The sequence below is a fragment of the Aliivibrio sifiae genome (genome assembly GCF_002954715.1).
Lineage (GTDB): Bacteria > Pseudomonadota > Gammaproteobacteria > Enterobacterales > Vibrionaceae > Aliivibrio > Aliivibrio sifiae.
Genome location: NZ_MSCP01000001.1, coordinates 791,213 through 815,724, shown reverse-complemented (window position 1 = coordinate 815,724; position 24,512 = coordinate 791,213). Strand labels below are relative to the sequence as shown.

Below are 24,512 nucleotides of genomic sequence, written 5' to 3'. Positions count from 1 at the left end.
GCTTTATTTGTCTACAAATAACGTAGGAAAGGTACACTATCGCCACTTAACTTTATTATACGAATTATTATGTTATTTTCTTTTTCACCGAAACATCGTATTTACGAGCTGACTATTTTTATTCTTTTTATTTTAAGTATGTTGATGGTGCTTTTAATTATCCCTACTCCTAATTTATTTACTCCTTTATCAAATGTAGAAAGTTCAGCGTTAAGCCTATTAAGTCGCTCAGCCGGTTCCCCTATGTTCCTTCTTACTTCAGCTATACTCTGTTGTATTCCTATTATTAAACGTTTACCAGTAAAGAAGATACTTTCGCTCTACCTACAGTTTTCAATTCTTTTACTATTAAGTTTAATGCTTAAAATTGGTGTTAAAGCGGTGACAGAGATCCCCCGCCCTTACACTCAAGCTTTAGTTCAGGTTGATTTAATCGATAATACCGCTGATTTTTATGCGCTCAGTGAAGAGAACAAAGAAACTCTTATTACTCAAGTTGAACAGCAAATAAGCCCTGCACGTATAGACCAATGGCGTCAAGGCATGAATTATTCATTCCCATCAGGCCATACTATTTTCGCCGCTATCTGTGTTTTATTTTGGGGAGGTTTTTTACTTCGCAATAAGCATTATGTACTTACGGCAGTGGTAATATCTTGGGGAGTAGGCGTTGGGTTTAGTCGTATATGGCTTGGTATGCATTGGCCGACAGACCTTATTGCGTCACTGATCAGTGCCTCTATCTTAATCCTATGTGTACCTACGATTAATTTAGAAAAAGAACCCATCGACAAAAACTAAGATTCAATATCACAAAGAATACTCCATACTTTTTCACCTGCTGGATGTAACCTCGCTTGATAGCGGTAAGCATAGTATTCAATTGGAAGTCGCAATGATTGTTCCCCAATGATTGCGACTTTTTTTTGCTTTAATTCTTCAGCAATACTATAGGCAGGCAACCAAGCAATGCCTTGTTTATCAAGTACTAGCATCTTCAACATATCTGTCATTGACGATGAAAATACGGGTTTCAATAAAACCTCATTTTTTACAGTTTCAACTTGTCTTCCCATATATGAAGTAGAGCTATAAGCAAGCCATGGAACTGCATTTTTATTATCAAGCTGATAAATAGGAGCTCCATTATCATCACATGCGCTCACAGGTAAAAGCTCTGTTTTTGCAATTAGTAATGATTGGTATGGCGGTAACCTTAAAATATCATCATCAAACGCCAATAGAATATCGCACGCTCCATCTCTTAGTTCTTTAGTTGCTTGATCAACATCAATAGCTTCAATACTTAATATGGGTTTGTAATTACCTTCGGGTAATGTTTTTTGAATCTTAGGAATTAGATGGGTTGCTAATGAATGAGCCGCTGCAACTTGAACAACATTCCCTCCAAGTTGAGATAAATCTGAAATTTGGTCAATACCTGTCACAATTTGATTCACCAATGTCCTGGCGGTCACTCGAAATAACTTACCGCTAGGAGTTAGGCCAATAGGCTTACTTTTTCGATTTATTAATTCAGCGCCTATTGTCTCTTCTAATAAACGGATCCTACGGCTAAAAGCAGGCTGGGTTACATTTCTAAGTATGGCGGCTTGTGAAAAGTTTCTAACTTTAGCCAATACTAAAAAATCTTCTAACCATTTACTTTCAATGTTCATGTCATTTTCTCATCGCAAACTTATAAGGGTAAATATCACTATTCCTAAAGTGCATTATTGCTATTTATTGAATTTTTATATGCTAGATAACTCTAATAAATTGCGATTAATTCAAATAATTAGCACTTAAAAGTATATAAAACAAACAAAATGCAGACTTACTGAGAGATATTCCTAATTTTTCTCATTTCAACTATGCCAATTTGACATACAAGTACAACTCTTAGCATTTAACAACCTTCCGACTAACTGACATGATTTATTCAGCTTATTCGTCATTGATGATGAATGAAAAATTTAATTATTTAGTCTGAAATAGGATGTTGTATGTCGATAATTATCGAAATATCTGTTGTTTTAATCTGTATATACTGGGGCTTAAAAATGGGAGGTCTTGGTGTTGGTTTAGCGGGTGGGCTTGGGCTCGCGATACTCACTCTTGGATTAGGTCTTGAACCTAGTGCTCCTGCTATCGATGTTATTTTGATCATCATGTCAGTGGTAACAGCAGCATCAACAATGCAAGCGGCCGGAGGTATGGATTGGTTGGTGCACCACGCCGGAAACTTAATGCGCCGCCACCCAAAATATATCAACGTATTAGCGCCTATGATCACTTGGTGTATGACGATTATGGCTGGTACAGGTTATACGGTATTTTCAACACTTCCTGTTATATCTGAAGTTGCTAAAGAAATAGGAGAGCGCCCATCAAGACCTTTATCTGCTGCTGTAGTTGCCTCTCAAGTTGCTATTTCTGGATCTCCAATTTCAGCGGCAATGGCCGCAATGATTTCCATTATGGAGCCAGCCGGAGTTAGCTTTTTAGAAATTATGGCAATTTGCCTACCTGCTTCATTCATTGCTGCTATGGTTGCTGCTTTTGTCGCCTCTCGACAAGGGTGTGAATTAAAAGACGATGTGGTTTATCAGCAACTCCAAAAAGAAAATACGCAACAAACTACAAGTGCGGCCAAAGAAATTGAGCCAAAAGCAAAATTCTCAGTATTGTTTTTTGCATTAGCCACCTGTGCAATTGTTATTTATGCCGCAATCCCCTCTCTTCGCCCTACATTCCCAAGTGGCGATGTTATGTCTACACGAGACATTATCATTGTCAGTATGTTTGCTGCAGCATGTTTAATGGTACCAATGTGTAACATTCACCCTGACCGTATTATCCGTACCACCACATTCCGTTCAGGCATGAGTTCAGTGGCTGTAATTCTTGGCATAGTCACTATGGGGTCAACCGTTGTTAATGCGCACCTTCCTGAAATAAAAGAATTTGCAGGCTCTCTTCTTCATTCCTATCCAATGCTGCTATCACTCGTTCTTTTTGGTACTTGTACGCTTCTAATGTCACAAGGTGCTACGACGCCACTGATTGTTCCATTAGCACTGAGTTTAAACGTTCCTCATTGGGCAATCTTGGCATCATTTGTTGCCGTTACGGGTGTTTTTGTTCTGCCGACCTACCCAACATCCCTTGCTGCCATTGAGTTTGACTCTACAGGTTCTACACGCATGGGGAAAAATATTTTCGACCATCCATTCATGCTACCTGGCTTAACAGGGGTGGTTGTCGCCATTGGATTCGGATTTTTACTTGCTCCTATCGTTCTTTAAGTTTCATAAATACATATATTAAAGGAATCATATTATGAATAAAAAATTAGGTATTTTAGGTGGTATGGGGCCATTGGCAACGGTTGAATTTATGATGAAAATTATCACTCAAACGCCAGCACATAATGACCAAGAACACATCCCAATGGTTGTGAGTAGTGTTCCACAGATCCCAGATAGAACGGCATTCATCATGGGGCACGGCACTGACCCTTACCCAGAGCTAAAACACAGTTTTGATCAATTAGAGCAATCTGGTGCAGAGTGTATTGTTATTCCATGCAATACAGCGCATTACTGGTATCCGCAATTGAGTGCAACAAGCCATGTTCACACCATTAGTATTATTGATAGCGTTGTACAAGAAACTCAATTACGTAAGTATAAAACCGTAGGATTATTAGCAACAACGGCAACAATGAAAACCAAGATGTACCAACAAAAACTCAACCAATATAATATTGATGTGATTGAAACTGACGATTTACAACAACAAGCAGTAATGGCAGGAATATACGAAGTAAAAGCAGGTAATGTAGAGAAAGGGAAATCGATGATGTTACCTGTTTTTGAGGATATGCTAGCCCAAGGCGCTGAAGCGGTTATTTTTGGTTGCACTGAAATTCCAGTCGCATTGGCTGAACAAAATATGAATTCACCCAAGCAGTGCTTAGACTCACTAGAAATATTAGCAAAATATTGTGTTGAATGGTCTTATGAAGCAGAACACACCGCACTAGCAAGCTAAACTTACTCTTTACGATTCTTCTTCACTGATTTAACCGCCATAATGCCAAAGCCAACGAGTAACAGCAGAGGCAACAGCCAAAGCACGATGGTTTTCGCATTTAATGGCGGTTCATATAAAACAAAATCGCCAAAACGATGCGTCATGAAACTCACGACCTCTTCATCTGTCTTTCCCGCTTTGATTTGCTGATACACTTCTAAGCGAAGATCTTTCGCTATCGGTGAATTTGACTCAATTAAATTTTGATTTTGACATTGTGGACAACGTAAGCTTTTTGCCAAGGCTATCGCTTGCTGCTGTTGCTCTGAAGAATCAAACTTAAACAGTTCTACGCTTTCTATCGTCGCTTTGTCAGCGGCAACAAATAAACGATTACTGCTATCCAATGATGCATTAACGGAAAATACGGAGCATAAACAGAATAATGGCACCAATAGATTAAAAAAACGCTTCATTATTACTCCTCAAAAAAGTCAGCAAATTCACGTTGCCACTTTTTCTCATCTAAAGCGCCAGTAAAGCGATGCAATATCACTCCTTTCTGATCAATTAAGAAAGTGGTCGGCGTACCAAAAACACCTAAATCCATTGCGAGCGATCCTCTTGGATCAAAAATCACCGCTTGATATGGCGAACCAGTCTGCTCTAGCACTTGTTTAGCCGCAATGCGATCATCTCGATAATCTAAACCAATAATGGTTATGCCCTGCTCTTTTAACTGATGCAAAAACTGATGTTCTGTTTTGCAAATCCCACACCACGCAGCCCAAACATTTAGCAAAGTTAGTGGCTGTTGCTGAAATAACGATTCATCTAATAATATAGACGTATCCATGACTTCTGGTAATTCAAACGTAGGCACGATCTCTCCCACCATCGCAGTTGATGTACTCGATTCTTTGGTTTCTAATCCTGTAAATAACACACTAAAGATTATCGCGCATATTCCAATGGCTAATCCTACTTTTACTGCTGGCTTCATTTCTTACTACTCTTTCGCTTTATCATTGCCAATACCCCGCCTAGCGCCATCAAAATAGAACCAAACCAAATCCATCGAACGTATGCCTTATATTGTAAACGTAATGCGAAACTGCCGTCTTTTAATTTTTCGCCTAACGTCACGTATATATCACCATGCCAAAACCAATGCATTGCAGGTTCACTCATGTTCATTACACGAACTTGATAATGACGACGCTGCGGCTGAACCATGGCTATTTCTTTACCATTTTCACTGATCAATAAATTTGCTTGTTCTGCGGTGTAATTTGAACCTACCAGTAGTTCGGTTTCTTTATAAGTGCTCTCATAATCGGCGAGTTTAGCTATAATACCCGGTTCCATTTTTGCACTGCTTTCAAAAGAGTGCTCACTGTTCATCGCCGCACCAATCATCACTATCGCAATACCGATATGAGCGATAACCATTCCTATCGCTTTGCCTTTAGACTGTTGCAGTGACCAGACCGAACCTATTATTACCGCGAAAGCCAACACCCAAACCAAGCTAGGGATTACTGCTATATTTTCATATTGAACACGATATATTCCGAGTCCTAGCACAATAGAAACTAAGCTTGAAATAACGATCGTCTTGGTATTTGCATTTGTCGTCTTTCCTTCCCAATGAACAAAGACCGACACGGCCATCATGAACAAAGCAACGATCGCCATTGGCACAAATAACAGATTGAAATAGGGCGCTCCAACAGAGATATTTCCTAATCCGAAAATTTGGAAAATCATAGGATAGAATGTGCCAAGTAATACTGTAATTGTTGCGATTGAAAATAAGCCCGCGAGCAATAAAAATAGAAAATCACGGCTGATAAAATGACGAATAGGTTGGCTATTTAACTGCCTACTTTTTAACGTATACAGAGACAAAGAAACCAACATAACCACAAACAAGATCAGAAGAAGAATAATCCCACGCGTTGGATCCACCGCGAATGCATGAACAGAAGTCAGTACTCCAGAGCGAACAACAAACGTCCCTAAAATACTTAAACAAAACGTCACTAACGATAGGATCATAGACGTTTTTACTAGTTGGTTTTTCTTATCGCTCGCAATTAAAGTATGCAACAATCCCGTAGCAGTTAACCAAGGCAGTAACGACGCATTTTCAACCGGATCCCAAAACCACCAGCCGCCCCAACCAAGTTCATAATATGCCCACCACGAGCCTAAACTGATCCCTGCGGTTAATAATGACCACGCTAGTAGTGTCCAATGTCTTGCGTGTTTTACCCAATATTGCGGAACGTCTTTCATCATTAATGCGGCAAGCGCAAAAGAAAACGTAGCGGCAAAACCGACATAACCTAAATACAATAATGGTGGATGAAATATCAATCCAATATCTTGCAACATTGGATTCAAATCTCGACCTTCTAATGGTGTGTTAACGTAAATAATGAAAGGATTTGAAGCAAATAAAGTAAAGGCTGAAAAAATAGCAATTAATGCATTAAGCACTAATAAAACTCGAATAACGTACTCTGTTTGTATTGTTTTTCTCTTTAGCGTAATTAATCCTGCCCATAGTGCTAAAGTTAATACCCAAAACAATAATGACCCTTCATGACCACCCCAAATAGCGGCAATTTTAAAAAATACAGGTAATGCAGAGTTAGAGTGTTCAGCAATATATCGAATAGAAAAATCATCAATATAGAAGCCATATCCCAATGCAGACGCAGAAAGAAAACAGAATAAAGTACTAAGAATCGAGAGAGGAAAAATTAACGTAGCCCAAGAATTCTGAGAACGTGATATTCCATATATAGCAGATATGGAAGCAACAAAAGATAACACCATCGTTGCTATTAACCAAAATTGACCTATTTCAGCAATCATACGACTCCACTGATCCCTCAAAAAATAAAAACGTCATGCTTATCCTAGTGTGACTTAAATAAGTAACTTAAGATAAACATGACGATACTACATTATACGACGGTCATTTGCCCTGCATAGAGAACAAATGTTCGCAGCATTAATACACCAAGTAAACTTAGTGACGTAACAACAAAGATAAAGCCTTTGCCATGTGTCATTTCTTTTGGTGCGAAAGCGTTAAGGGCCAATGGCGCAATCATACCCAAACCAATAACGCCAACCCAGAACCAAGTGCCCCAAAATCCACCACCAATCGCAGCCCAAGCGGCAACTTCCCCTTGGCCTCCGCTGAAGATTAATCCAGTAAAGAACGTCACTAAAACAAATAACTCGAACAGCACAACTGGTCGTTCGAAATTATGAATCCACTTTACTGAAGTGCTTGTGCTCGATTCCCCAAAACCTAAAATACCAAATAATAAACACGCCGCAGCACCTGAAGATAAACTTGAGAACAAGAATAAAATCGGCAGTACTGGGTTATTTAACATTGGGTAAGTTTGTAATGCAGATAACAAGAAACCAGTATAAGCAGCAAGCATAATCGCTAACACCGCTAACACGATTTCTAATGCATTCTCAAACTGTTCTATCTTCAACAAGATCGTATCGATAAAACCAAACTTCCCTTTTAAGAACCCCATGATTTCTTTTCTAAAAATTATCCCTATCCAAGCAAACAAAACAACCATATACACTTGGAACAAGATAACCCCCATCGACATTACCGATGTTGGGTTGAAGTAAATCATGATTTTCCAGAACGCTAACGGTTTAGTTAGATGGAATACTAGAATTAACAAACCAACAATAATGCCAAATGGAGCCAGAATTGCCATGGCTTTAATGATGCCATTATGAGCAGGATCTCCTTCGATGACTTTACGCTTCAAATAAATTGAAATCATAACGGCACCCGCAGACATGCCTGCTAAGAAAAGATAGATCGCTATGATCCAATCCCAAACTAAGGAGTCAAAATTAAACGCAGCTTCCCATGCACTCATCTTAAATCTCCCCTTTTTGGTTTGGGATCTTAAATAACTTAGGCTTAGTGCCTAGGTCCACTTTGTCTCGATAGAATACGCTATTGCTTAATACCGCATTAATCTCACTATTTTTATCGTTCAAGTCACCAAAGATCAGTGCTTTTGTTGGACACGATTCAACACACGCAGGTTGTTTGCCTTGAGCTAAATTCGTCTCACGACAAAAATCACATTTATCTGCTGATTTGGTAACAGGATTAAAGAAACGTACTTGATAAGGACACGCTGCTAAACAATAACCACAGCCTACGCATTTCTCATTATGAACATCAACAATACCGGTTGCTTCATCTTTATAAGCAGCACCTGTCGGACACACCATGACACACGGTGCATTCTCACAATGCTGGCATGATTTACGAGTAAAGCGGTAATCAACATCAGGAAACTCACCACGAGGTTCACTACGAATGATCTCTAATCGAGAAACGCCTTCTGGCACACTGTTTACTTCTCGACACGCTTCTGTACAGGCCGTACAACCAATACAGGCCGTCTCATCATGCACCATGCCATAGCGTTTCGCGCCGTCTTCCATCGAATAAGCCAGCGTTTTTTTACTGCTCATTAATGAGGTAGTCGCCACTCCAGTAGTAAAGATCACAGCACCTGAACCAGCTAAAAAATTTCGTCTAGAACAACTCATACTATTCTCCTAGCTTATTTTTTTTCTGATTAAAATCAGCGTGGCAATCAACACACATCTTTATCTTTGATGAATGGTCAAAAGAAAGTACCGCTTCTTTTTCTCCATGCACAATATGACAAGATGAGCAGGTTAAGTTTTTGGCGTGAACGTCATGCGTCCAGCTATCATCACGTAATCTTTCTGAGGTATGACAATCAGTACATTGGCTATTAGCTTGTAAAATTTCATCAAACGAGAGGGTCACTTTTTCCGTGCCTTGCTTTGATTGTGCTGCAGAATATTTCGTTACTTGAGGAGCGCCTTCTCGATGATCAGGCCCTATTGATTTATGACACTCTACACAATTCACATCACGCTTAAGAATGGCAAATGCATCTTCACCGTGTGAACCTTTAAGTGTTTCTTTTTCATCTTTATGACATTGAGTACATGCGTAGTCTCGGTCACGAATTAACGTCACTTCATGTCGATTTGATGAGTTAGCCTCTATTTGGGGCGATTCATCTGCTGCAACATTGAGAGACAAACCATAGAGACAAAATGCGAAGAGTAGCTTCAACATTGTGGCTATGGCTAAATTAACTTTGCCCATGTTATATCCTTCCCTTTCCTACTTTATATCAGTCAAATCAATCAAAGATCGGACGCATAAAATAAAATGGATGAGTTATTGTATTGATGAAGAAACAAGCTCTTCATTGAAATCAATTCTCATTGGATAGTTAGCCACAACGCTTAACAGAGACAGTTTATATATAAATGTATCGAAATAATACAAAGTGTGTCTTATAAAATACATCTATCTACCACTTTTGTGATATGGCGCAAATAGACTTATCTCACTGTTATATAACACAAATAAGAAGCATTCTTAATAAAATGCATTTGAATTAATACTTTTGGGGTATAAGTATTAATTGGTGATATAGATCACTTATGTAACTTGATGTAAATCAATACAAATCCCGATGAAAAAATGACCGCCCCTTATCTACGATATACTCATTATGTTTCCAATTCTGATTGATAGTCGCTTTCACAACGCTTGGCTAATTCATAACAAGAATATTGGAGATATCTACTGTGAAAAAGCAATGGACCCGTCGTTCAGCCGCTGCAATTGCCATGGTGACTACGTTATTACTAAGTAGCCACAGCTTTGCTGCCTCTGAAAAAACTGAGCGAGTTGACCCTCGTAATGAAGCATATGCAAAAGAACATGCTGAGCAATATCAATCTTGGCGTTCAACCTCTGACAGTGTGCAAATTGAAGATGCGCTGGCTGAAGACCCAAACATGGTCATCATGTGGGCAGGTTATGGTTTTGCCAAAGACTATAATAAAGCTCGTGGACATTTTTATGCAATAGATGACGTAAGACAAACCCTTCGAACTGCTGGCCCTACTGATGCAAATTCAGGCCCTATGCCAATGGCTTGTTGGAGCTGTAAAAGCCCTGATGTTGGTCGTGTAATTGAAGAGCAAGGCGAAGACGGTTACTTCTCTGGTAAATGGGCACGTCTGGGTAGCGAAATTCAAAACCCGATTGGTTGTGCCGATTGTCACGACACCCGTAGTGAAGGCTTTAAAAACGGCGAACCAGCCCTGGCAATCACTAAACCGCACGTAGAACGTGCAATGGACGCAATTGGAAAACCTTTTGGTGACCAATCTCGTTTAGATCAACAAGCGTCCGTTTGTGGTCAATGTCACGTTGAATACTACTTCACGGGTAAAACTAAAGCCGTTAAGTTCCCTTGGGATAAAGGGACTACGGTTGATGAAATGGAAGAGTACTATGACGAAATTGGTTTTAGCGATTGGACCCATAAAGTATCTAAAGCTCCAATGCTAAAAGCACAACACCCAGGCTACGAAACATGGCGTGAAGGCATCCATGGTAAAAACAAGGTCACTTGTGTTGATTGTCATATGCCAAAAGTAACAAATGAAGATGGCACTGTTTATACAGACCACAAAGTGGGTAACCCATTTGATCGCTTTGAAGATACGTGTGCTAATTGTCATACGCAATCAAAAGAGATGTTACAAGGCGTTGTTGCGAGTCGTAAAGCACAAGTAATAAAAATGAAGCTAACCGCTGAACGTCAAATCGTAGCTGCCCATTTTGAAGCGGGTGCAGCATGGGATGCAGGCGCAACCAAAGCAGAGATGGAACCAATCTTGTTAGATATCCGTCATGCTCAATGGCGTTGGGATTACGCGATAGCTTCGCATGGTATTCATATGCATGCTCCTGAGATTGCACTAGAAGTATTAGGTACTGCTGTTGATAAAGCTGCGGATGCTCGTACTAAACTGGTTCGTCTGTTAGCGAAAAAAGGCATTACTGACCCTATCGCAATTCCAGATATCTCGACTAAAGCAGCAGCACAAAAAGCCTTAGGTATGGATATGGAAGGCATGAGTGCTGAGAAAAAACACTTCTTAGAAACAGTGGTTCCAAAATGGGAAAACGAAGCCAAAGAACGTGAATCTAAAGATTACGAACCAATAAAATAATCAATTAACGAATGTGATTAACTGATTGGTAGACACTAACAAAAAAGCCGACATTTCAATAAATGAAGTGTCGGCTTTTTCATATCTTTAACTCTTTAACTCTTTAACTCTTTAACTCTTTAACTCTTTAACTAGCGACGAGCATTCATTAATTTCTTTGCTTGGTTAATTGAATTAATAATCGTCACTCTATCTACATCAACACGCTCTGAATCTAAAATTTTCTGCCATGCATTAATCGCTTTTTGATAACGGAAACTCACAAAATGGTCAGAAGCAATTAAGGTTAACGCGGCTTGGTTGTATTCATCTAATGCTAAGGCTTTCTCTACTAACTCTTTTACGTCTTCATCAAACAATTGAGAATGTAAATAGTATTGAGCGGTTGCCTTTGCTGCATATTGATTAGCTGTTGGTTCTTCAGTTAAACGGATAGCATAACCAAAACAAATATTAGCTGGTTTTAGCTCACCATTAAGCAAATAACCTTGACCAATTTTAAACCAAAGATCTGCATTGTTCGGAGACTCTTTTAACTGGTCTTCTAAATGACGCATCTTGTCTTCATAAGAGAGAGGACCTAATGGCTCAGTAATGGCTTTATTATTCACAGCAAATTTTTCAGGACGTAAACCCGAAGAGAAAATAACAATCATGCTGATAACAACAATAAATATCATCCAAACTGGGTTTAGGGATGCAGCATTACTGCGACTGTAGAACCACCACAGTACCGCTCCAATAAGAATAAAACTCAGCAACATCATTATTATCATATTGTGTACCCAAATAAAAAACTGGCGCGATCGTAATTCAATTTAAAACTGATAGCAATGATCATCATCATAGTCCAAATAATCCTTAAAATATGAGGGATTAAAAAACAAAAAAGCTTCATTAATAGAAGCTTTTTATTATGTGATAGGGATATCATTAGCGATTAGTTTGGTGGAATTAACTTCATGCCTAAACCAATACGAGTTTGATCGTAATTATAATCAATTAACGTTTCGCCATAACCTTTCCACGCTTGAACATACAAACCGACAAATTTATTTAAATAAAGGGTGTAACCGGCTTCTACTCCACCTTTGTCTGTCTCAAAGTTATAATGAAAACGAGTATTAAACTCACCAATATCATTACCTGCTTTCACCCATACGTCGTAATGACCGAGGTAATCAAGAATATCTTCATTATTTTCTTCATCAGCAAACACATACCAAGTTCTAAACCCATATTGAATTGGGCCATCAATACGCTCCAATGCACCATATATGCGATCCCAACTGCGAGATAGACTTGATGTTTGACCATTTGATTCATGCATATAACCAATTTCTGCATTGTTAAATAACAACATATTAGATTGATGCATCAAAAAGAATTGTGGCTTATAGTTGGTTTCTCTAAAAGGCGATGAAATATCACTGTTGCCTAATTGCCACAATGATTTTTGCGTATAAGAGAACATCAATGCTGTCGTGTTATTGATAGGTATAATCGGTACCGCTAATGAGAATTGAAACTTTACTTCCACATTCTGAAGCCCATCAGCATCCTCAAAGCCACCATTAATGTATTCATCCTTATTAATGCTATCGGTGTAGCTTCCTAATAAATAACTGTCCTCATAAGAAGAAATACGATTCAATGTTTTTGCTGATGTCATGAAGGGTAGAGCCAATGCAATCAATAGCATCCATTTGTTCATAATTTACCTTTTGTCAGTAACTTGCCTTTTCATATTGATAAGCAAAATACATACCGAGATTCTAATTTATCTTATTGAATTATTTAACATCAATGTTACGACTGGCTTTTTTATATTGAATGCGCCAACCAGACCAAGTTGGAAGCTCCCACCTTTTAACATCCCCTTTTCGTTGACCTTTTACATAATTTAGCAAAATACGCTTACTTTGAGGGAAATAGTCGACAGATAAGGTGATATCTGGCAAAACAATATGCTGAGGATAGGTTTTTATAAAGTCAGATATTTCCCACTCAGGGATCCCATCAAATATGAAATCGGTTTCATCAAATAACATCATATCTTCTAAAGAAGTAATACCAAGCTCTTCTAACTGTGCTGCAAACCAAGATTCAAACGTCACTACTGAACTCATTTTATTGCCATTAAGTTGACAATAGAGTTGCCAAGCGGCAATTTCAGTCATTCTTTTCTCTTTAAATGACGGTAATATGCTCCCTTCCATGACTTGAGATACGATTGCTGGAATCGCATCTACCTCTGTGAGCTCTACATATTTAATCATTAACAGTCTATTTGCATAATAATATTCATGAGCGATTTTCAGATCTTGATCATCATTAATGCATTCGCCAATACGACAGTCAGCGAGTCCAGAATCAATAATCCAAAGTAATTCTATTGGTGCTAAGGCTGTACCTATCGTTAACGTCTGCTTATTGCCTCTTCCGGGAAGAGAAAATTGGTTAAACACAACAGCAGCCTCATAAATAGGCAAAAAATGACTATGTCGGCCTAATACAACTTCTTGTTTACCATTACCAAATGCTTCTCTTCGTTTTTCTCTTCGAATATAAACTAGTTCTGGTAATTTTTTAACCAGTTGTTGTAACACTTCATCCCTTTTTAATCGACTACTCACCTCTAAGTCAGGTAATGATAGTTCTGATCTAATTTGTATCGCGAGAGCTTGTGCTTCTTTACGCAACTCATCATCAATCGTTAACCCATAGCACTCATGCCCACGAATAATGGAAACTAGCGTTACTACATCACACGACTTTGGGTTCCAGCGTAAAAATTCATCTAGCGCCATCTCTGAATTCGACAATGAAAACAGTTTATTTGATACAGACAATCCCGCTACTACATCAACCACGGTTTCTTTTTCTGCTTTACCTTCTACCACTGAAATCATGTGTGAAAAAAGAGTATCAATAGGCAAAGGAAATAAACGTAAACCATAGTCAGTAATGAAGAGTTCAGAATCGATTGCCCCCATTAGCTTTAATTTTTCTTCTGCAGCAGAGAGTGATTTTTCAGGTAGCGATTCAAGAAGTGGCATATCTCGTAATTTAGCACCACAGCTTGCCGCAGCAAGTACCGCTTCCACCAACTCTTCCCTTTGTAATTCTGGTGGTGTCATCGAGTCTAACGGGGCATGTTCGCCAAATAATCGAATGGCTCGTCCTGCCTGAGTGCGTCCTGCTCGTCCTGAACGCTGCTCTCTGCTTGCTTTTGAAATTGCTTGCAGTGAAAGAGTTGTTCGTCCATTTCTTTGATGCGTTCTTCGTTCTAAGCCTGAATCAATGACTAAAGTAATATTAGGGATAGTTAATGACGTTTCCGCCACATTCGTAGCAAAAATAACACGTTGTTGAGAAGATGGCGTCAACGCTTGATTACGGTGAGTATCAGAAACCCCCGCAAATAAAGGTATAACCTTAACATTAGGCAATTTGATCGTAGTAATTTGAGCACATTGAGTAATTTCTTTTTTACCTGGTAAAAAGACTAAAATATCACCGACTTCACCTTGCTGAATAGTTTGTTGCAACGTATCTATAATTCGTTGTTCAAGATCTTTATCTGTTGGCATTTGTTGTGAATGAGCTGCGATGTTCGACACTGCTACCGTGAATTGACGCCCTTCAGCAACAAGTACATCGGCATTAGCATATTTGGCTAGCGGTCCACTTTCTATCGTAGCGGAAGTTAGGATCAAACGATGCGCTTTATGTTTATTCAATAACGCTAATAATATGTCTGTATCCCAACGACGTTCATGGAACTCATCTATCATTATAAATTGAAATGTAGCTAACTTATCTTCCATGAACCACTTTAACGCGATACCAGGAGTAACAAATACCACCTTACAGCTTTCGGTATATTGACTATCTAATTTAATGGCATAGCCAATTTCGGTCCCTAAATCAGTTCCACTTTTCAGCGCAAGATACTCAGCCAGAGCAATACAGGCAATTCTTCTTGGTTCAATAACCAACACTCGCCCTTTTTCTGCAGCCCATAATGGTAAATGTGTTGATTTTCCAGACCCAGTTTCAGATTGAATAACTAAATTCTTCTGTGAAATAGAAGCAGAAAACTCAGAACGAATGGCACAAATTGGTAACAAAGTCATATAAACCGAAGAATAATAGAATATTTCACTACTCTAGCGGATTTGATTGATAAAAACATGACTGTATTCGCACTTTATTTTCATTCACACTTTGATATTTGCGTTAAGTAGGCATAGGATCTGTGGTTCATTCTTGATTTGAAGAAGCATAACAATGAATAACAACAAACGTCCCCTATATATCCCTTATGCTGGCCCAGCACTTCTAAGTACTCCTCTGCTAAATAAAGGCAGCGCATTCAGCACGACTGAGCGTAAATATTTTAACTTAGAAGGCTTACTTCCTGAAGCAATCGAAAGTATTGAAGAACAAACTGGTCGTGCTTATAAGCAATATCAAAGTTTTGAAAATGATATGGATAAGCATATTTACCTTCGCAATATTCAAGACACGAATGAGACCTTGTTTTATCGCTTAGTACAAAATCATATCAGCGAAATGATGCCAATTATTTACACACCAACCGTTGGCGCAGCGTGTGAAAACTTCTCAAACATTTATCGTCGTGGCCGTGGTTTATTCATCTCATATGAAAATAAAAACCGCATTGATGACCTACTAAATAACGCCGCAAACCAAAATGTAAAAGTTATCGTTGTTACCGATGGCGAACGTATTCTTGGTCTTGGTGATCAGGGGATCGGCGGCATGGGTATCCCAATTGGTAAATTAGCACTTTATACTGCGTGTGGCGGCATTAGTCCTGCTCATACTTTACCAATCGTTCTTGATGTAGGCACTAATAACCCACAACGCCTTGCAGACCCTATGTACATGGGCTGGCGTCACCCTCGTATTACTGGTGACGAATATAAAGATTTCGTTGAAGATTTCATTCAAGCGGTACAACGTCGCTGGCCTCAAGCTCTCGTTCAATTTGAAGATTTTGCACAAAAAAATGCAATGCCTTTACTTGAGCGTTATAAAAACCGCATCTGTTGCTTTAATGATGATATTCAAGGTACTGCTGCCGTTACTGTTGGCTCTCTACTTGCTGCCTGTAAAGCGGCGGGCAGTTCACTAGCTCAACAACGTGTGACTTTCCTTGGTGCCGGTTCTGCTGGGTGCGGTATTGCAGAAGCAATCATTGCTCAGATGGTATCGGAAGGTATCTCTGATGCTCAAGCTCGCTCTCAAGTATACATGGTTGACCGTTGGGGCTTACTGCAAGAAGGTATGCCTAATTTACTCGATTTCCAGCAACGTCTAGTACAAAAAGCTGAAAATACAAAAGAATGGGTTTCTGAAGAACCAAACTACTCTCTTGTTGATGTAATGCGTAATGCGAAGCCAACGGTATTGATTGGTGTATCTGGTGCTCCTGGATTGTTCAGTAAAGAAGTAATCCAAGAGATGCACAAGCATTGTGAACGTCCAATTGTATTCCCATTATCAAATCCAACAAGTCGTGTAGAAGCAACACCAAATGACATTATCCGTTGGACTGATGGCCAAGCATTAGTGGCAACAGGTAGCCCATTTGATCCAGTAACACACAATGGCCAAACCTACCCAATTGCACAATGTAATAACAGCTTCATCTTCCCAGGCATTGGTTTAGGTGTATTGGCAATTAAAGCGACTCGTGTTTCTGATGCAATGCTACAAGAATCAAGCCGTGCATTATCTGAGTGCTCTCCACTTGCGATTAACGGTTCAGGTGCGCTTCTTCCACCACTAGAAGAAATTCATACCGTATCTAAGAAAATTGCTTTTGCGGTTGCTAAAAAGGCGATTGAACAAGGCTATGCTTTAGAAATCACTGATGAAGCATTACACCAAAAAATTGAACAATATTTCTGGAAACCAGTGTACCGTCGCTACAAACGTACTGCTTTTTAATTAAAAGTTTCCACCAAAATCAAAACCAGAGACATTTTCTCTGGTTTTTTTTTAACTATTTGTTCTATAAGAGATAGAATAGTCAGCAATAATTATTTTATAAAAAGACCGCTTACATGAATCACATTGTTTCTTTTTTTAATTCGATGGGGAGCTACTTAACTCCTTATTTATCTGATATATCAATTGCTATGATTGCTTGTGCACTTGTTATGCTTGGTGGTGATATTAACCGTGCAGTTAGAGCCTTTTTATCAGGTAAACATTTCCTAATCCGCACTGGGGCTTTCATTGGTATTAATGCCTTTGGTTATGGATTGTTAATTGTAAAAGCATCACCTATTCTCAGTTCTGCTTTGCGCTCTATTCAGCCAGCCTTTATGCTTGCTATTGTATTTTCGACCTTTATTATAATTGGTGCATGGGCACAGAAAAATCGACAAGTATAGGTATAGGTAATTTAAGTTGAGACATGATGACAATCTCAGTGTTTGATATTATTAAGAAGTGGTTAAAAATCACGGCGATCGTAGGTATTACTCTTGTCGCCTCGGTTTTAGCTGCCGATTTTTATATGTCTTTTTCAACACAGACACAGTTGTATCAGGACATTGAAGCGCTTCCTGCTCAAGAAACGGCGTTAGTTCTAGGCACCAGTAAATATATTCGCCGTACATTAAATCCTTACTATCAATATCGTATAGATGCTGCCATTGAGCTTTATAAGCAAAATAAAGTGACTCACTTTTTATTAAGTGGAGACAATGCTCATCGCTCATACAATGAGCCATGGACGATGAAAAGAGATTTATTAAAGGCGGGCATCCCAGAAGAAAGTATTACATTGGATTATGCAGGATTTAGAACATTAGATTCAGTACAACGCGCAAAAGAAATTTTTGATGCTAATAGTTTGACGATTGTGACTCAAAAATTTCATTGTGAACGTGCTGTCTTTATCTCCAATCATTTCGATATGGATACTGTTTGTTTAGTGGTTCCATCACCCACTGGATGGGCAAACAGAAAAATTCGATTCAGAGAGGTTCTTGCAAGAACCAAAGCAATGCTTGATCTCTATATCTTCAATGTTCAAGCTAAATTTTTAGGTCCTAAAGAACCGATAGATCATCGTTCTCTTCCTATCGAATAAAAATAAAGCCTTATCGTATTATTTACAATAAGGCTTCATTACAATTTGATAGAAATAACTATCGACTAATTTATAAAACGCGAGTTTGCATCAACATCCGTCACATTAACACTCGTGATCACTTTATTTCGCCCTGCATTCTTTGCTTTATATAATGCATCATCAGCTCGAGCTATGACTTCAGTTATGCGCTCATCTTTCATTTCTGTAACGCCTAAACTACAAGTCAGTGGTTCGTTATGGCACCATAAGTGATGCTCTACCGTTCGCCGAATATGCTCTGCTTTTTCTGTTGCCTCTTCTGCATTATGCTTTGGACAAAAAACGACAAACTCCTCTCCTCCCCATCGGACTAAAAAGTCCGTTCGCTGAATCGCTCCTGTAACCACAAGAACAAACTCTCTTAAGATATCATCTCCAGTCTGATGACCAAGGTTGTCATTAATTTTTTTAAAATAATCGATATCAATATAAATCACAGAAAAAGTTTGCTTGCCCCAACGAACTTGTTGAGCCATTCGCTCTAACCAATCTCTTACTGCATTTCGATTACGAGCCCCTGTTAATGAATCACGGTGAGCAAGCTCGGCAAACTCTACATTTTTCTCTTTTAAATTATCATTCAGCTTTCTTAATCGCCCTTCACGATAAGTACTTGCCTTAAGTTTTTTACCCAACCTTCTTTGTTCATACAAAACATAACTCATGATCATTACTAACCATGCATATAAAATACTTTTCAATAATGTCGTTTCTTTTATCCAGGCACCATGCAATTCAATACTATTTATCGTCATCTCAAAATCCCCCTCATTCACTCCTGAAGAGGTCGCTATTTCAATAATTGATACGTTAGAAAACTCGGGGGCGGCATGCTCTACTGCGACTTTATAATCAGCAATCCACCATGTTAAAACTTGAAAATCAGAAAGGTCAATTTCTTTTGGACCCGCATTAAAACCTGGTTCATATTCAATACCATTAAATTTTAATGACGCTGCATCGTTTCGTTTTGTATAAGCAGGATTACTATTGCGTAAATAAACACGCAAACGCCCATTAGGGTCAGTGCTTTTATAATCAATATCTAACACTAATTTCGAATAACCCGATAAATCAATCCCTTCAAAAATACTATTTGAAAGATGAACGGCAGTTTCACAATATGGCCAAGGGTAATTTCCCTTTTTAAGCTTACAAACTACGCTAGGTCGACCATTTTTATCAACAAGCACTGACTCACTTATCCCTCCAACCTTTTTATCATCCGCCGCGTAATACTGATGAATATCCGGATTAATAGTGATGGTTTTAGTATCCCCACGAAAGTGATACCAAGTCAGTATACTAATAGAAAACATTAACATGACTATCGTAATTTTTTGAAATACTCGCATAGCAGTCCTTTATACAAGTGTTAGTTTTATATGATCTTCATTCCAAAAAATAATAGCGCACTTAATTTTCATCGCAAAGTAATATCCTTACAGAGCAGCTTAAACCATAAACATTCCGTCTGTTTTATGACATACTTCAAGAAATCAACAACCTGTGACTCATAACTAATAACATAATCACCTAAATATAAATCATTGATTATAATGACGAATCTTTGTCACTTCGTTTTATTTTTGACAGTAAATATTTATTAACACCTCATATTACAATTCAACCTCACTGTAATTCATCAATATAAAAAAGGCGCTGTATTAAAAAATACAGCTCCTTTTTTTATTCAGCGGAAAAACTTAAATATCAAATTGAACATAGATACTATTGTAATTGCTGCCGCCTTTAATTCTTCCGTATTGAGATGAATTTTCAAAAATAGCGGAACGGTGGTGAATACTATAACCAACCCAAACTCCATCAAGATCTCGGTGGTTAAATAAATCACCTAAATTGACATCAAAAGAAAAATCAAGATAGTTTAATAGCTTACTTTCCTTATAACCTTTTCTGTCCATCTCTGACTGTTCTATATACGACACATTGTTAATATAAGATAAACCTTCCGCAACACCAAATCGCCATTTTGTTGGCCATGGTATGGTTGCATAGGCTTTAATTGCGACAACAAATTCAGAGCTTAAATCTTGTACGTCTGATTTCCAATGCTGTACATAACCAGGTGTCAAATAAAGATCTATCGGTAAGGAAAACAACTCATCGGTTAAAGGTAATCCATAAAACACCGAGGTCATTTGATTATTATAAGGATCTTTTTCTGAATCTAAATTAATGATATCACCAATATTTGAAGGAGTAGCCCAACCATGCGCTATTCGTAAATACGGCTTATTTTTAATATCTTTGCGAGAAGAAGTGCTGCTATCTGTAAAAAATCCCACCCCTAAGAAATATTCAAATTCCCAACGATTATCGATATATTCACTGCTATAGGCGCTATCATCTAAACGAGAGACGTAACTCCCTCCCAAAAGATATAGATTAGACGTCACATGGTAACGAGACATAAAACCTGCTTTTACATCAACTCCAGCACTTAATCTGTCATTAGTATCGTCATTTAAACCATAATAATAATTATTAAACTCAGCTTCTTTCCATCGAGTTTCAATACTTGGATTAAACCACCAATCACCAGACTCAATTTCAGCGCCTAATCTAAAATTCATATAAGCACGAAACTCAGGATCAACCATTAACTCTGAATCAAAAAACCACTCTTCGTTAATATGATAGCGAGCTTGAAAACCTGTGTCGACAACATCACCACCCGCTTGATTTTGAGCCTCTTTAGGTAAATCAAAATAACGAAGTCTCATTAATGCACTAAATTGCCAATCACTTTCTTGGTATAAAAAAATACCGCCTTCCATACCATTGATAAACACATAATCATTTTCAAAAAACATCATAGGAATGAAGGTAGATACTGTTTCTGTATCTGTTGCATAAGGAATACTTGCGGTACGAACAACACCAGCAATACCCCATTGTTTTTCTTTCTCTGCAGAAGTATTAATTATATTCTGTTTTTCTTCATCATTACCTGTTTCCTCAGCATTAACCAAGTTAGCAACAAAAAATGAAGCAGTTAGAAAAAATAAGTGTTTCAAATTAAAAATGTATTTATACAAAAGAGTTACTCTGGATTAAATAAATGGTGGAAAAATAAACGCTCTAAGCAATTGAACTAAATATAAATTCAATCAACTTTAAATTTTAAGTATAGTGTCGATATACATAAATAGTACTCCACATCTTGAGAATAAATGTGAAAATATCTGAATTAATTAAAAGCTTACAAGATATTCAAGCGACCCACGGTAATGAGTTAGAAGTTGTTACTGGTGAAGAATGGTTTCCTGAACAGCTATTAACTTCTAGTGTTAATCATAATATGGCATTTTTACAATTTGATCGTATGCCTAGTGATATACCAGTAGAGATTGACGCTCGAGGTTTCTTAGAACATGAAGAATTACTGATTAAAACACTTATAAATAATGTTATTTTCAGTGAATTAGAGCCAGAAGCAATCGTCGAAAAACTAACATCAATGCTTATTTTTAGTCATGAAAACATCAGCTCAGATGTCATTGAGCATTTCAGCCAAACAGAAAGATAAAAAGTAGGCTAAGCTGCCTACTTTTTAATATATTCTTATCTTATTAATGATATTAGTTAAATGGATACCAAAACAATGATGTCTCCATAACTCGCTTAGTTATGGCTAAAACTACAATAATCAATAAACCTAGTATCACTGCCTTGTCTGTTTTAGTAATTGCTTTCTCGCTAAACCAAGTTCGGCTTTTTCCTCTCCCAAAACCACGCAATACCATGGCATTGGATATCTCATCTGCTCTATCTAAACTTGAGAAAATTAATGGCCCTAAGATTTTCGCTATATTACTAATACGAGTTAATACAGGGACATTTTTCGATAAATCGACACCACGAGCTTGTTGCGCATGCATTATATTTATAAAGTCACTTTTTACTTCAGGTAAATAACGTAATGTTAAACTGACTGCATAAGCAATTTTATAAGGTAGACCGAGTCGATTCAAACTTGCAGCAAATTCGGTCGGGTGTGTCGTAAACACAAACACAAGCGCAATTGGAAACATACTAAAATATTTAAGCGTTACTGTAATTAAGTAGAATAATGTTTCTTGAGTAACTACATAATGTCCCAAAATAGGTACTAAAACAGTTGTTGATCCTAATAACTCATTACCTTGATTTGGGGCCAGTAGAAACATAAATACCGCATTCATGCTTAATACTGTTGCAGTACCAATCAACAGTGGTTTATAAGCAGAGAAAGGAACTTTTGTTTCTTTTAATAAATATAAGCCAACCAATATTAATGGAATAATAATCCGTAAATCAAACGTCGTCAGTACTACGGTTATCCATGTGATAAATAACAGAAACTTAGTTACGCCATTTAAACGATGCAGCCAAGTATCAAGATCCACATAGTTAATACCAAAACTTTGCTTATTAGTGGACATGTTGTTTACTCTCATGCTCTGTCGCAATAAATTGCTGTATAAAACCAGTAATATTTTCTATTTCTAACTTTTCAGCTAATTCATACAAACTAGTTACGGTTAGATTTGCTTTATTAAGTAATTCAGGCTGGCTAAACACTTCCGTTACATCTTGATCAGCAATACATTTACTGTCTGCAATAACAATAGCACGAGTCGTATGCTCTAAAACTAAATGCATATCATGAGAGATAATAATGACGGTCAAACCAAGCTTTTGATTTAACTGATTAATAAAACTAAGCATTGAAGTATAATTTTTATAATCTTGGCCAGCTGTTGGCTCATCAAGAATTAATAATTCAGGCTCAAGAACAAGAATAGAAGCGATCGTTACTCGTTTTTTTTGCCCGTAACTTAATGCATCAATTGGCCAATGGCGAAAACGGCTTAAGCCACATAATTCAAGCGCATTAAGTACTTTCTTTTCGATATCGCTATCAGATAGACCACTATTTACTAAACCAAACGCGACTTCGTCATAAATCATATGATGTGAAATCATATGGTTTGGATTTTGTAAAACCACACCTACTTTCTGTGAACGCTCATAAATAGAAAGTTCAGTCAGATCTTGACCATTTAAGAAGAGCGCTCCTTGATCTGGCTGTAATACACCCATAACCAATTTAGTAATCGTCGATTTACCAGAACCATTCTTGCCAAGAATAGAAACAAACTCGCCTTTTTTTACATTAAACGAGATCTCTTCTAATGCATTAACTTCACCGTCATAAGAATAAGTAAGTTTATCAACACTTAATAGAACATCATTATTATCATGAAGAGAAGGGCTCCCTTTTATATCACGGAACCAAGTACATACAGCTTGCTTTAGTGACCCAACAGGAATAGATGCTAGGTGACTAATATTAGGAATCAAAGCGAGATCTAATTGACATTTTTTTAATAGAGAAACGTATAAGGGCTCGCGGATCCCATGCTTTGTGAGCAATGAGGATTGAATTAATTCATCAGGACTCATGTCCGCAATAATTTCACCATTATCCATTAAAATAATGCGGTCAACAGAGCGATAAAGTACATCTTCTAAACGATGCTCTATGATTACTATGGTTTTTCCTCTGCTTTTATGCAGATTATCAATGATGTCAATCGTTGCTTTACCTGTTTTTGGATCTAAGCTCGCTAACGGCTCATCAAAAAGAAGTAAATCAACATCATCAACTAAGATGCCACCTAACGAAACTCGCTGCTTTTGACCACCACTAAGATCGTAAGGTGATTTATTTAATAGGTTTCCTAAATCGACTAGTTTTGCCGTGTCACGAACAATGGGATACATTTTGGCTTTTGATACCATTTGGTTTTCAAGCGCAAAAGCAATGTCTTCACCCACCGTTAATCCCACAAACTGGCTGTCTGTGTCTTGTAAAACGGTTCCTACATTTTCAGTGTATTGTTCAATTTTCCAGTCTGAAATATCTTTACCATTAATGTAAAGTTGGCCTTCTATATCACCTTTTACTGTATGAGGAATAAGGCCATTTAAACACTGGCCTAATGTCGATTTTCCGCTGCCGCTAGGGCCTACGATTAAGATCTTTTCTCCTTGCTCTATCCTTAGATTGATATTTTTAAGCGTCGGTTTGTCCTGTGACGCATATCGAAAAGAGAAGTTTGAAAAGGTTACGCTCATT

General features: G+C 37.9%; 22 protein-coding genes. 8 read left to right on the top strand and 14 right to left on the bottom strand.

What is annotated here, in order from left to right; genetic code table 11:
* Positions 1–69 precede the first annotated feature (69 nt).
* The gene (locus BTO23_RS03700) at positions 70–801 is read left to right on the top strand and encodes a phosphatase PAP2 family protein (protein ID WP_060991262.1); all 732 of its coding nucleotides are present in this window, start codon (positions 70–72) and stop codon (positions 799–801) included.
* Here the strand turns inward: BTO23_RS03700 and BTO23_RS03695 are convergent.
* A complete protein-coding gene (locus BTO23_RS03695; RefSeq protein WP_105062966.1) occupies positions 798–1,679 on the bottom strand; it encodes a LysR substrate-binding domain-containing protein in 882 nt (293 codons plus the stop codon). The two genes, BTO23_RS03700 and BTO23_RS03695, sit on opposite strands and share 4 nt — an antisense overlap.
* 327 nt (positions 1,680–2,006) lie before the next feature.
* Between BTO23_RS03695 and BTO23_RS03690 the strand changes: the two genes are divergently transcribed.
* The gene (locus BTO23_RS03690; RefSeq protein ID WP_105062965.1) at positions 2,007–3,308 is read left to right on the top strand and encodes an anaerobic C4-dicarboxylate transporter; all 1,302 of its coding nucleotides are present in this window, start codon (positions 2,007–2,009) and stop codon (positions 3,306–3,308) included.
* Positions 3,309–3,342: 34 nt separating this feature from the next.
* On the top strand, positions 3,343–4,056 hold the full coding sequence (cuyB, locus tag BTO23_RS03685; RefSeq protein WP_105062964.1) for a cysteate racemase: 714 nt from the start codon (positions 3,343–3,345) through the stop codon (positions 4,054–4,056).
* Positions 4,057–4,058: 2 nt separating this feature from the next.
* On the opposite strand, the gene nrfF is transcribed toward cuyB, so the two are convergent.
* The 6 genes from nrfF to nrfB form a co-directional block, all read right to left on the bottom strand.
* A complete protein-coding gene (nrfF, locus tag BTO23_RS03680; protein WP_105062963.1) occupies positions 4,059–4,514 on the bottom strand; it encodes a heme lyase NrfEFG subunit NrfF in 456 nt (151 codons plus the stop codon).
* A gap of 2 nt (positions 4,515–4,516) precedes the next feature.
* Positions 4,517–5,041 (bottom strand): DsbE family thiol:disulfide interchange protein, encoded by a 525-nt coding sequence (locus tag BTO23_RS03675; protein WP_105062962.1) that lies wholly within the window; start codon positions 5,039–5,041, stop codon positions 4,517–4,519.
* Positions 5,038–6,924, bottom strand: coding sequence for a heme lyase CcmF/NrfE family subunit (locus BTO23_RS03670; RefSeq protein WP_105062961.1), 1,887 nt, complete (start codon positions 6,922–6,924; stop codon positions 5,038–5,040). Before BTO23_RS03670 ends, BTO23_RS03675 begins: the two co-directional genes overlap by 4 nt.
* A gap of 92 nt (positions 6,925–7,016) precedes the next feature.
* Entirely contained in the window at positions 7,017–7,973 is a 957-nt protein-coding gene (gene nrfD, locus BTO23_RS03665; protein ID WP_105062960.1) for a cytochrome c nitrite reductase subunit NrfD, read from the bottom strand.
* Between the two features lies 1 nt (position 7,974).
* Positions 7,975–8,661: a cytochrome c nitrite reductase Fe-S protein gene (nrfC, locus tag BTO23_RS03660; RefSeq protein WP_061002749.1), complete on the bottom strand. Its 687-nt coding sequence runs from the start codon at positions 8,659–8,661 to the stop codon at positions 7,975–7,977.
* 1 nt (position 8,662) lies between these two features.
* The gene (gene nrfB, locus BTO23_RS03655; RefSeq protein ID WP_105062959.1) at positions 8,663–9,256 is read right to left on the bottom strand and encodes a cytochrome c nitrite reductase pentaheme subunit; all 594 of its coding nucleotides are present in this window, start codon (positions 9,254–9,256) and stop codon (positions 8,663–8,665) included.
* A 491-nt stretch (positions 9,257–9,747) separates the two neighbouring features.
* Between nrfB and nrfA the strand changes: the two genes are divergently transcribed.
* The gene (gene nrfA / locus BTO23_RS03650) at positions 9,748–11,187 is read left to right on the top strand and encodes an ammonia-forming nitrite reductase cytochrome c552 subunit (protein WP_105062958.1); all 1,440 of its coding nucleotides are present in this window, start codon (positions 9,748–9,750) and stop codon (positions 11,185–11,187) included.
* 131 nt (positions 11,188–11,318) lie between these two features.
* On the opposite strand, the gene BTO23_RS03645 is transcribed toward nrfA, so the two are convergent.
* From BTO23_RS03645 to BTO23_RS03635, 3 genes are all read right to left on the bottom strand, one after another.
* A complete protein-coding gene (locus BTO23_RS03645; RefSeq protein WP_105062957.1) occupies positions 11,319–11,963 on the bottom strand; it encodes a heme lyase in 645 nt (214 codons plus the stop codon).
* A 164-nt stretch (positions 11,964–12,127) separates the two neighbouring features.
* Positions 12,128–12,901: a phospholipase A gene (locus BTO23_RS03640; protein WP_060991274.1), complete on the bottom strand. Its 774-nt coding sequence runs from the start codon at positions 12,899–12,901 to the stop codon at positions 12,128–12,130.
* 79 nt (positions 12,902–12,980) lie between these two features.
* Complete coding sequence (locus BTO23_RS03635; protein ID WP_105062956.1) at positions 12,981–15,326, bottom strand: helicase-related protein; 2,346 nt, start codon at positions 15,324–15,326, stop codon at positions 12,981–12,983.
* Positions 15,327–15,480: 154 nt separating this feature from the next.
* On the opposite strand from BTO23_RS03635, the gene BTO23_RS03630 reads away from it, so the two are divergent.
* The 3 genes from BTO23_RS03630 to BTO23_RS03620 all read left to right on the top strand — a co-directional run bounded on the left by BTO23_RS03630 (position 15,481) and on the right by BTO23_RS03620 (position 18,322).
* Complete coding sequence (locus BTO23_RS03630) at positions 15,481–17,169, top strand: NAD-dependent malic enzyme (protein ID WP_060991276.1); 1,689 nt, start codon at positions 15,481–15,483, stop codon at positions 17,167–17,169.
* Between the two features lie 116 nt (positions 17,170–17,285).
* A complete protein-coding gene (locus BTO23_RS03625) occupies positions 17,286–17,618 on the top strand; it encodes a DUF3392 domain-containing protein (protein ID WP_060991277.1) in 333 nt (110 codons plus the stop codon).
* 26 nt (positions 17,619–17,644) lie between these two features.
* Positions 17,645–18,322 carry a SanA/YdcF family protein gene (locus BTO23_RS03620; protein WP_060991278.1) on the top strand — a complete coding sequence of 226 codons (678 nt, stop codon included), beginning with the start codon at positions 17,645–17,647 and terminating at the stop codon, positions 18,320–18,322.
* A gap of 65 nt (positions 18,323–18,387) precedes the next feature.
* On the opposite strand, the gene BTO23_RS03615 is transcribed toward BTO23_RS03620, so the two are convergent.
* Together BTO23_RS03615 and BTO23_RS03610 are read right to left on the bottom strand one after the other, a co-directional pair.
* Positions 18,388–19,719 (bottom strand): GGDEF domain-containing protein, encoded by a 1,332-nt coding sequence (locus BTO23_RS03615; RefSeq protein ID WP_060991279.1) that lies wholly within the window; start codon positions 19,717–19,719, stop codon positions 18,388–18,390.
* A 351-nt stretch (positions 19,720–20,070) separates the two neighbouring features.
* Entirely contained in the window at positions 20,071–21,315 is a 1,245-nt protein-coding gene (locus BTO23_RS03610; protein WP_170066720.1) for a MipA/OmpV family protein, read from the bottom strand.
* Between the two features lie 248 nt (positions 21,316–21,563).
* Between BTO23_RS03610 and BTO23_RS03605 the strand changes: the two genes are divergently transcribed.
* A complete protein-coding gene (locus BTO23_RS03605; protein WP_060991280.1) occupies positions 21,564–21,917 on the top strand; it encodes a VC1380 family protein in 354 nt (117 codons plus the stop codon).
* Between the two features lie 52 nt (positions 21,918–21,969).
* On the opposite strand, the gene BTO23_RS03600 is transcribed toward BTO23_RS03605, so the two are convergent.
* Both BTO23_RS03600 and BTO23_RS03595 read right to left on the bottom strand, forming a co-directional pair.
* On the bottom strand, positions 21,970–22,812 hold the full coding sequence (locus tag BTO23_RS03600) for an energy-coupling factor transporter transmembrane component T family protein (protein WP_061002759.1): 843 nt from the start codon (positions 22,810–22,812) through the stop codon (positions 21,970–21,972).
* Entirely contained in the window at positions 22,802–24,511 is a 1,710-nt protein-coding gene (locus BTO23_RS03595; protein ID WP_060991282.1) for an ABC transporter ATP-binding protein, read from the bottom strand. The genes BTO23_RS03600 and BTO23_RS03595 overlap by 11 nt, the downstream gene beginning before the upstream one ends.
* Position 24,512 lies beyond the last annotated feature (1 nt).

What these genes read in the sequence shown, in the direction of transcription:
- BTO23_RS03700 (WP_060991262.1), top strand. Translation starts at nt 70, where the DNA reads ATGTTATTTTCTTTTTCACCGAAACATCGTATTTACGAGCTGACTATT.
- BTO23_RS03695 (WP_105062966.1), bottom strand. Translation starts at nt 1,679, where the DNA reads ATGAACATTGAAAGTAAATGGTTAGAAGATTTTTTAGTATTGGCTAAA.
- BTO23_RS03690 (WP_105062965.1), top strand. Translation starts at nt 2,007, where the DNA reads ATGTCGATAATTATCGAAATATCTGTTGTTTTAATCTGTATATACTGG.
- cuyB (WP_105062964.1), top strand. Translation starts at nt 3,343, where the DNA reads ATGAATAAAAAATTAGGTATTTTAGGTGGTATGGGGCCATTGGCAACG.
- nrfF (WP_105062963.1), bottom strand. Translation starts at nt 4,514, where the DNA reads ATGAAGCGTTTTTTTAATCTATTGGTGCCATTATTCTGTTTATGCTCC.
- BTO23_RS03675 (WP_105062962.1), bottom strand. Translation starts at nt 5,041, where the DNA reads ATGAAGCCAGCAGTAAAAGTAGGATTAGCCATTGGAATATGCGCGATA.
- BTO23_RS03670 (WP_105062961.1), bottom strand. Translation starts at nt 6,924, where the DNA reads ATGATTGCTGAAATAGGTCAATTTTGGTTAATAGCAACGATGGTGTTA.
- nrfD (WP_105062960.1), bottom strand. Translation starts at nt 7,973, where the DNA reads ATGAGTGCATGGGAAGCTGCGTTTAATTTTGACTCCTTAGTTTGGGAT.
- nrfC (WP_061002749.1), bottom strand. Translation starts at nt 8,661, where the DNA reads ATGAGTTGTTCTAGACGAAATTTTTTAGCTGGTTCAGGTGCTGTGATC.
- nrfB (WP_105062959.1), bottom strand. Translation starts at nt 9,256, where the DNA reads ATGGGCAAAGTTAATTTAGCCATAGCCACAATGTTGAAGCTACTCTTC.
- BTO23_RS03645 (WP_105062957.1), bottom strand. Translation starts at nt 11,963, where the DNA reads ATGATAATAATGATGTTGCTGAGTTTTATTCTTATTGGAGCGGTACTG.
- BTO23_RS03640 (WP_060991274.1), bottom strand. Translation starts at nt 12,901, where the DNA reads ATGAACAAATGGATGCTATTGATTGCATTGGCTCTACCCTTCATGACA.
- BTO23_RS03635 (WP_105062956.1), bottom strand. Translation starts at nt 15,326, where the DNA reads ATGACTTTGTTACCAATTTGTGCCATTCGTTCTGAGTTTTCTGCTTCT.
- BTO23_RS03630 (WP_060991276.1), top strand. Translation starts at nt 15,481, where the DNA reads ATGAATAACAACAAACGTCCCCTATATATCCCTTATGCTGGCCCAGCA.
- BTO23_RS03625 (WP_060991277.1), top strand. Translation starts at nt 17,286, where the DNA reads ATGAATCACATTGTTTCTTTTTTTAATTCGATGGGGAGCTACTTAACT.
- BTO23_RS03620 (WP_060991278.1), top strand. Translation starts at nt 17,645, where the DNA reads ATGACAATCTCAGTGTTTGATATTATTAAGAAGTGGTTAAAAATCACG.
- BTO23_RS03615 (WP_060991279.1), bottom strand. Translation starts at nt 19,719, where the DNA reads ATGCGAGTATTTCAAAAAATTACGATAGTCATGTTAATGTTTTCTATT.
- BTO23_RS03600 (WP_061002759.1), bottom strand. Translation starts at nt 22,812, where the DNA reads ATGTCCACTAATAAGCAAAGTTTTGGTATTAACTATGTGGATCTTGAT.
- BTO23_RS03595 (WP_060991282.1), bottom strand. Translation starts at nt 24,511, where the DNA reads ATGAGCGTAACCTTTTCAAACTTCTCTTTTCGATATGCGTCACAGGAC.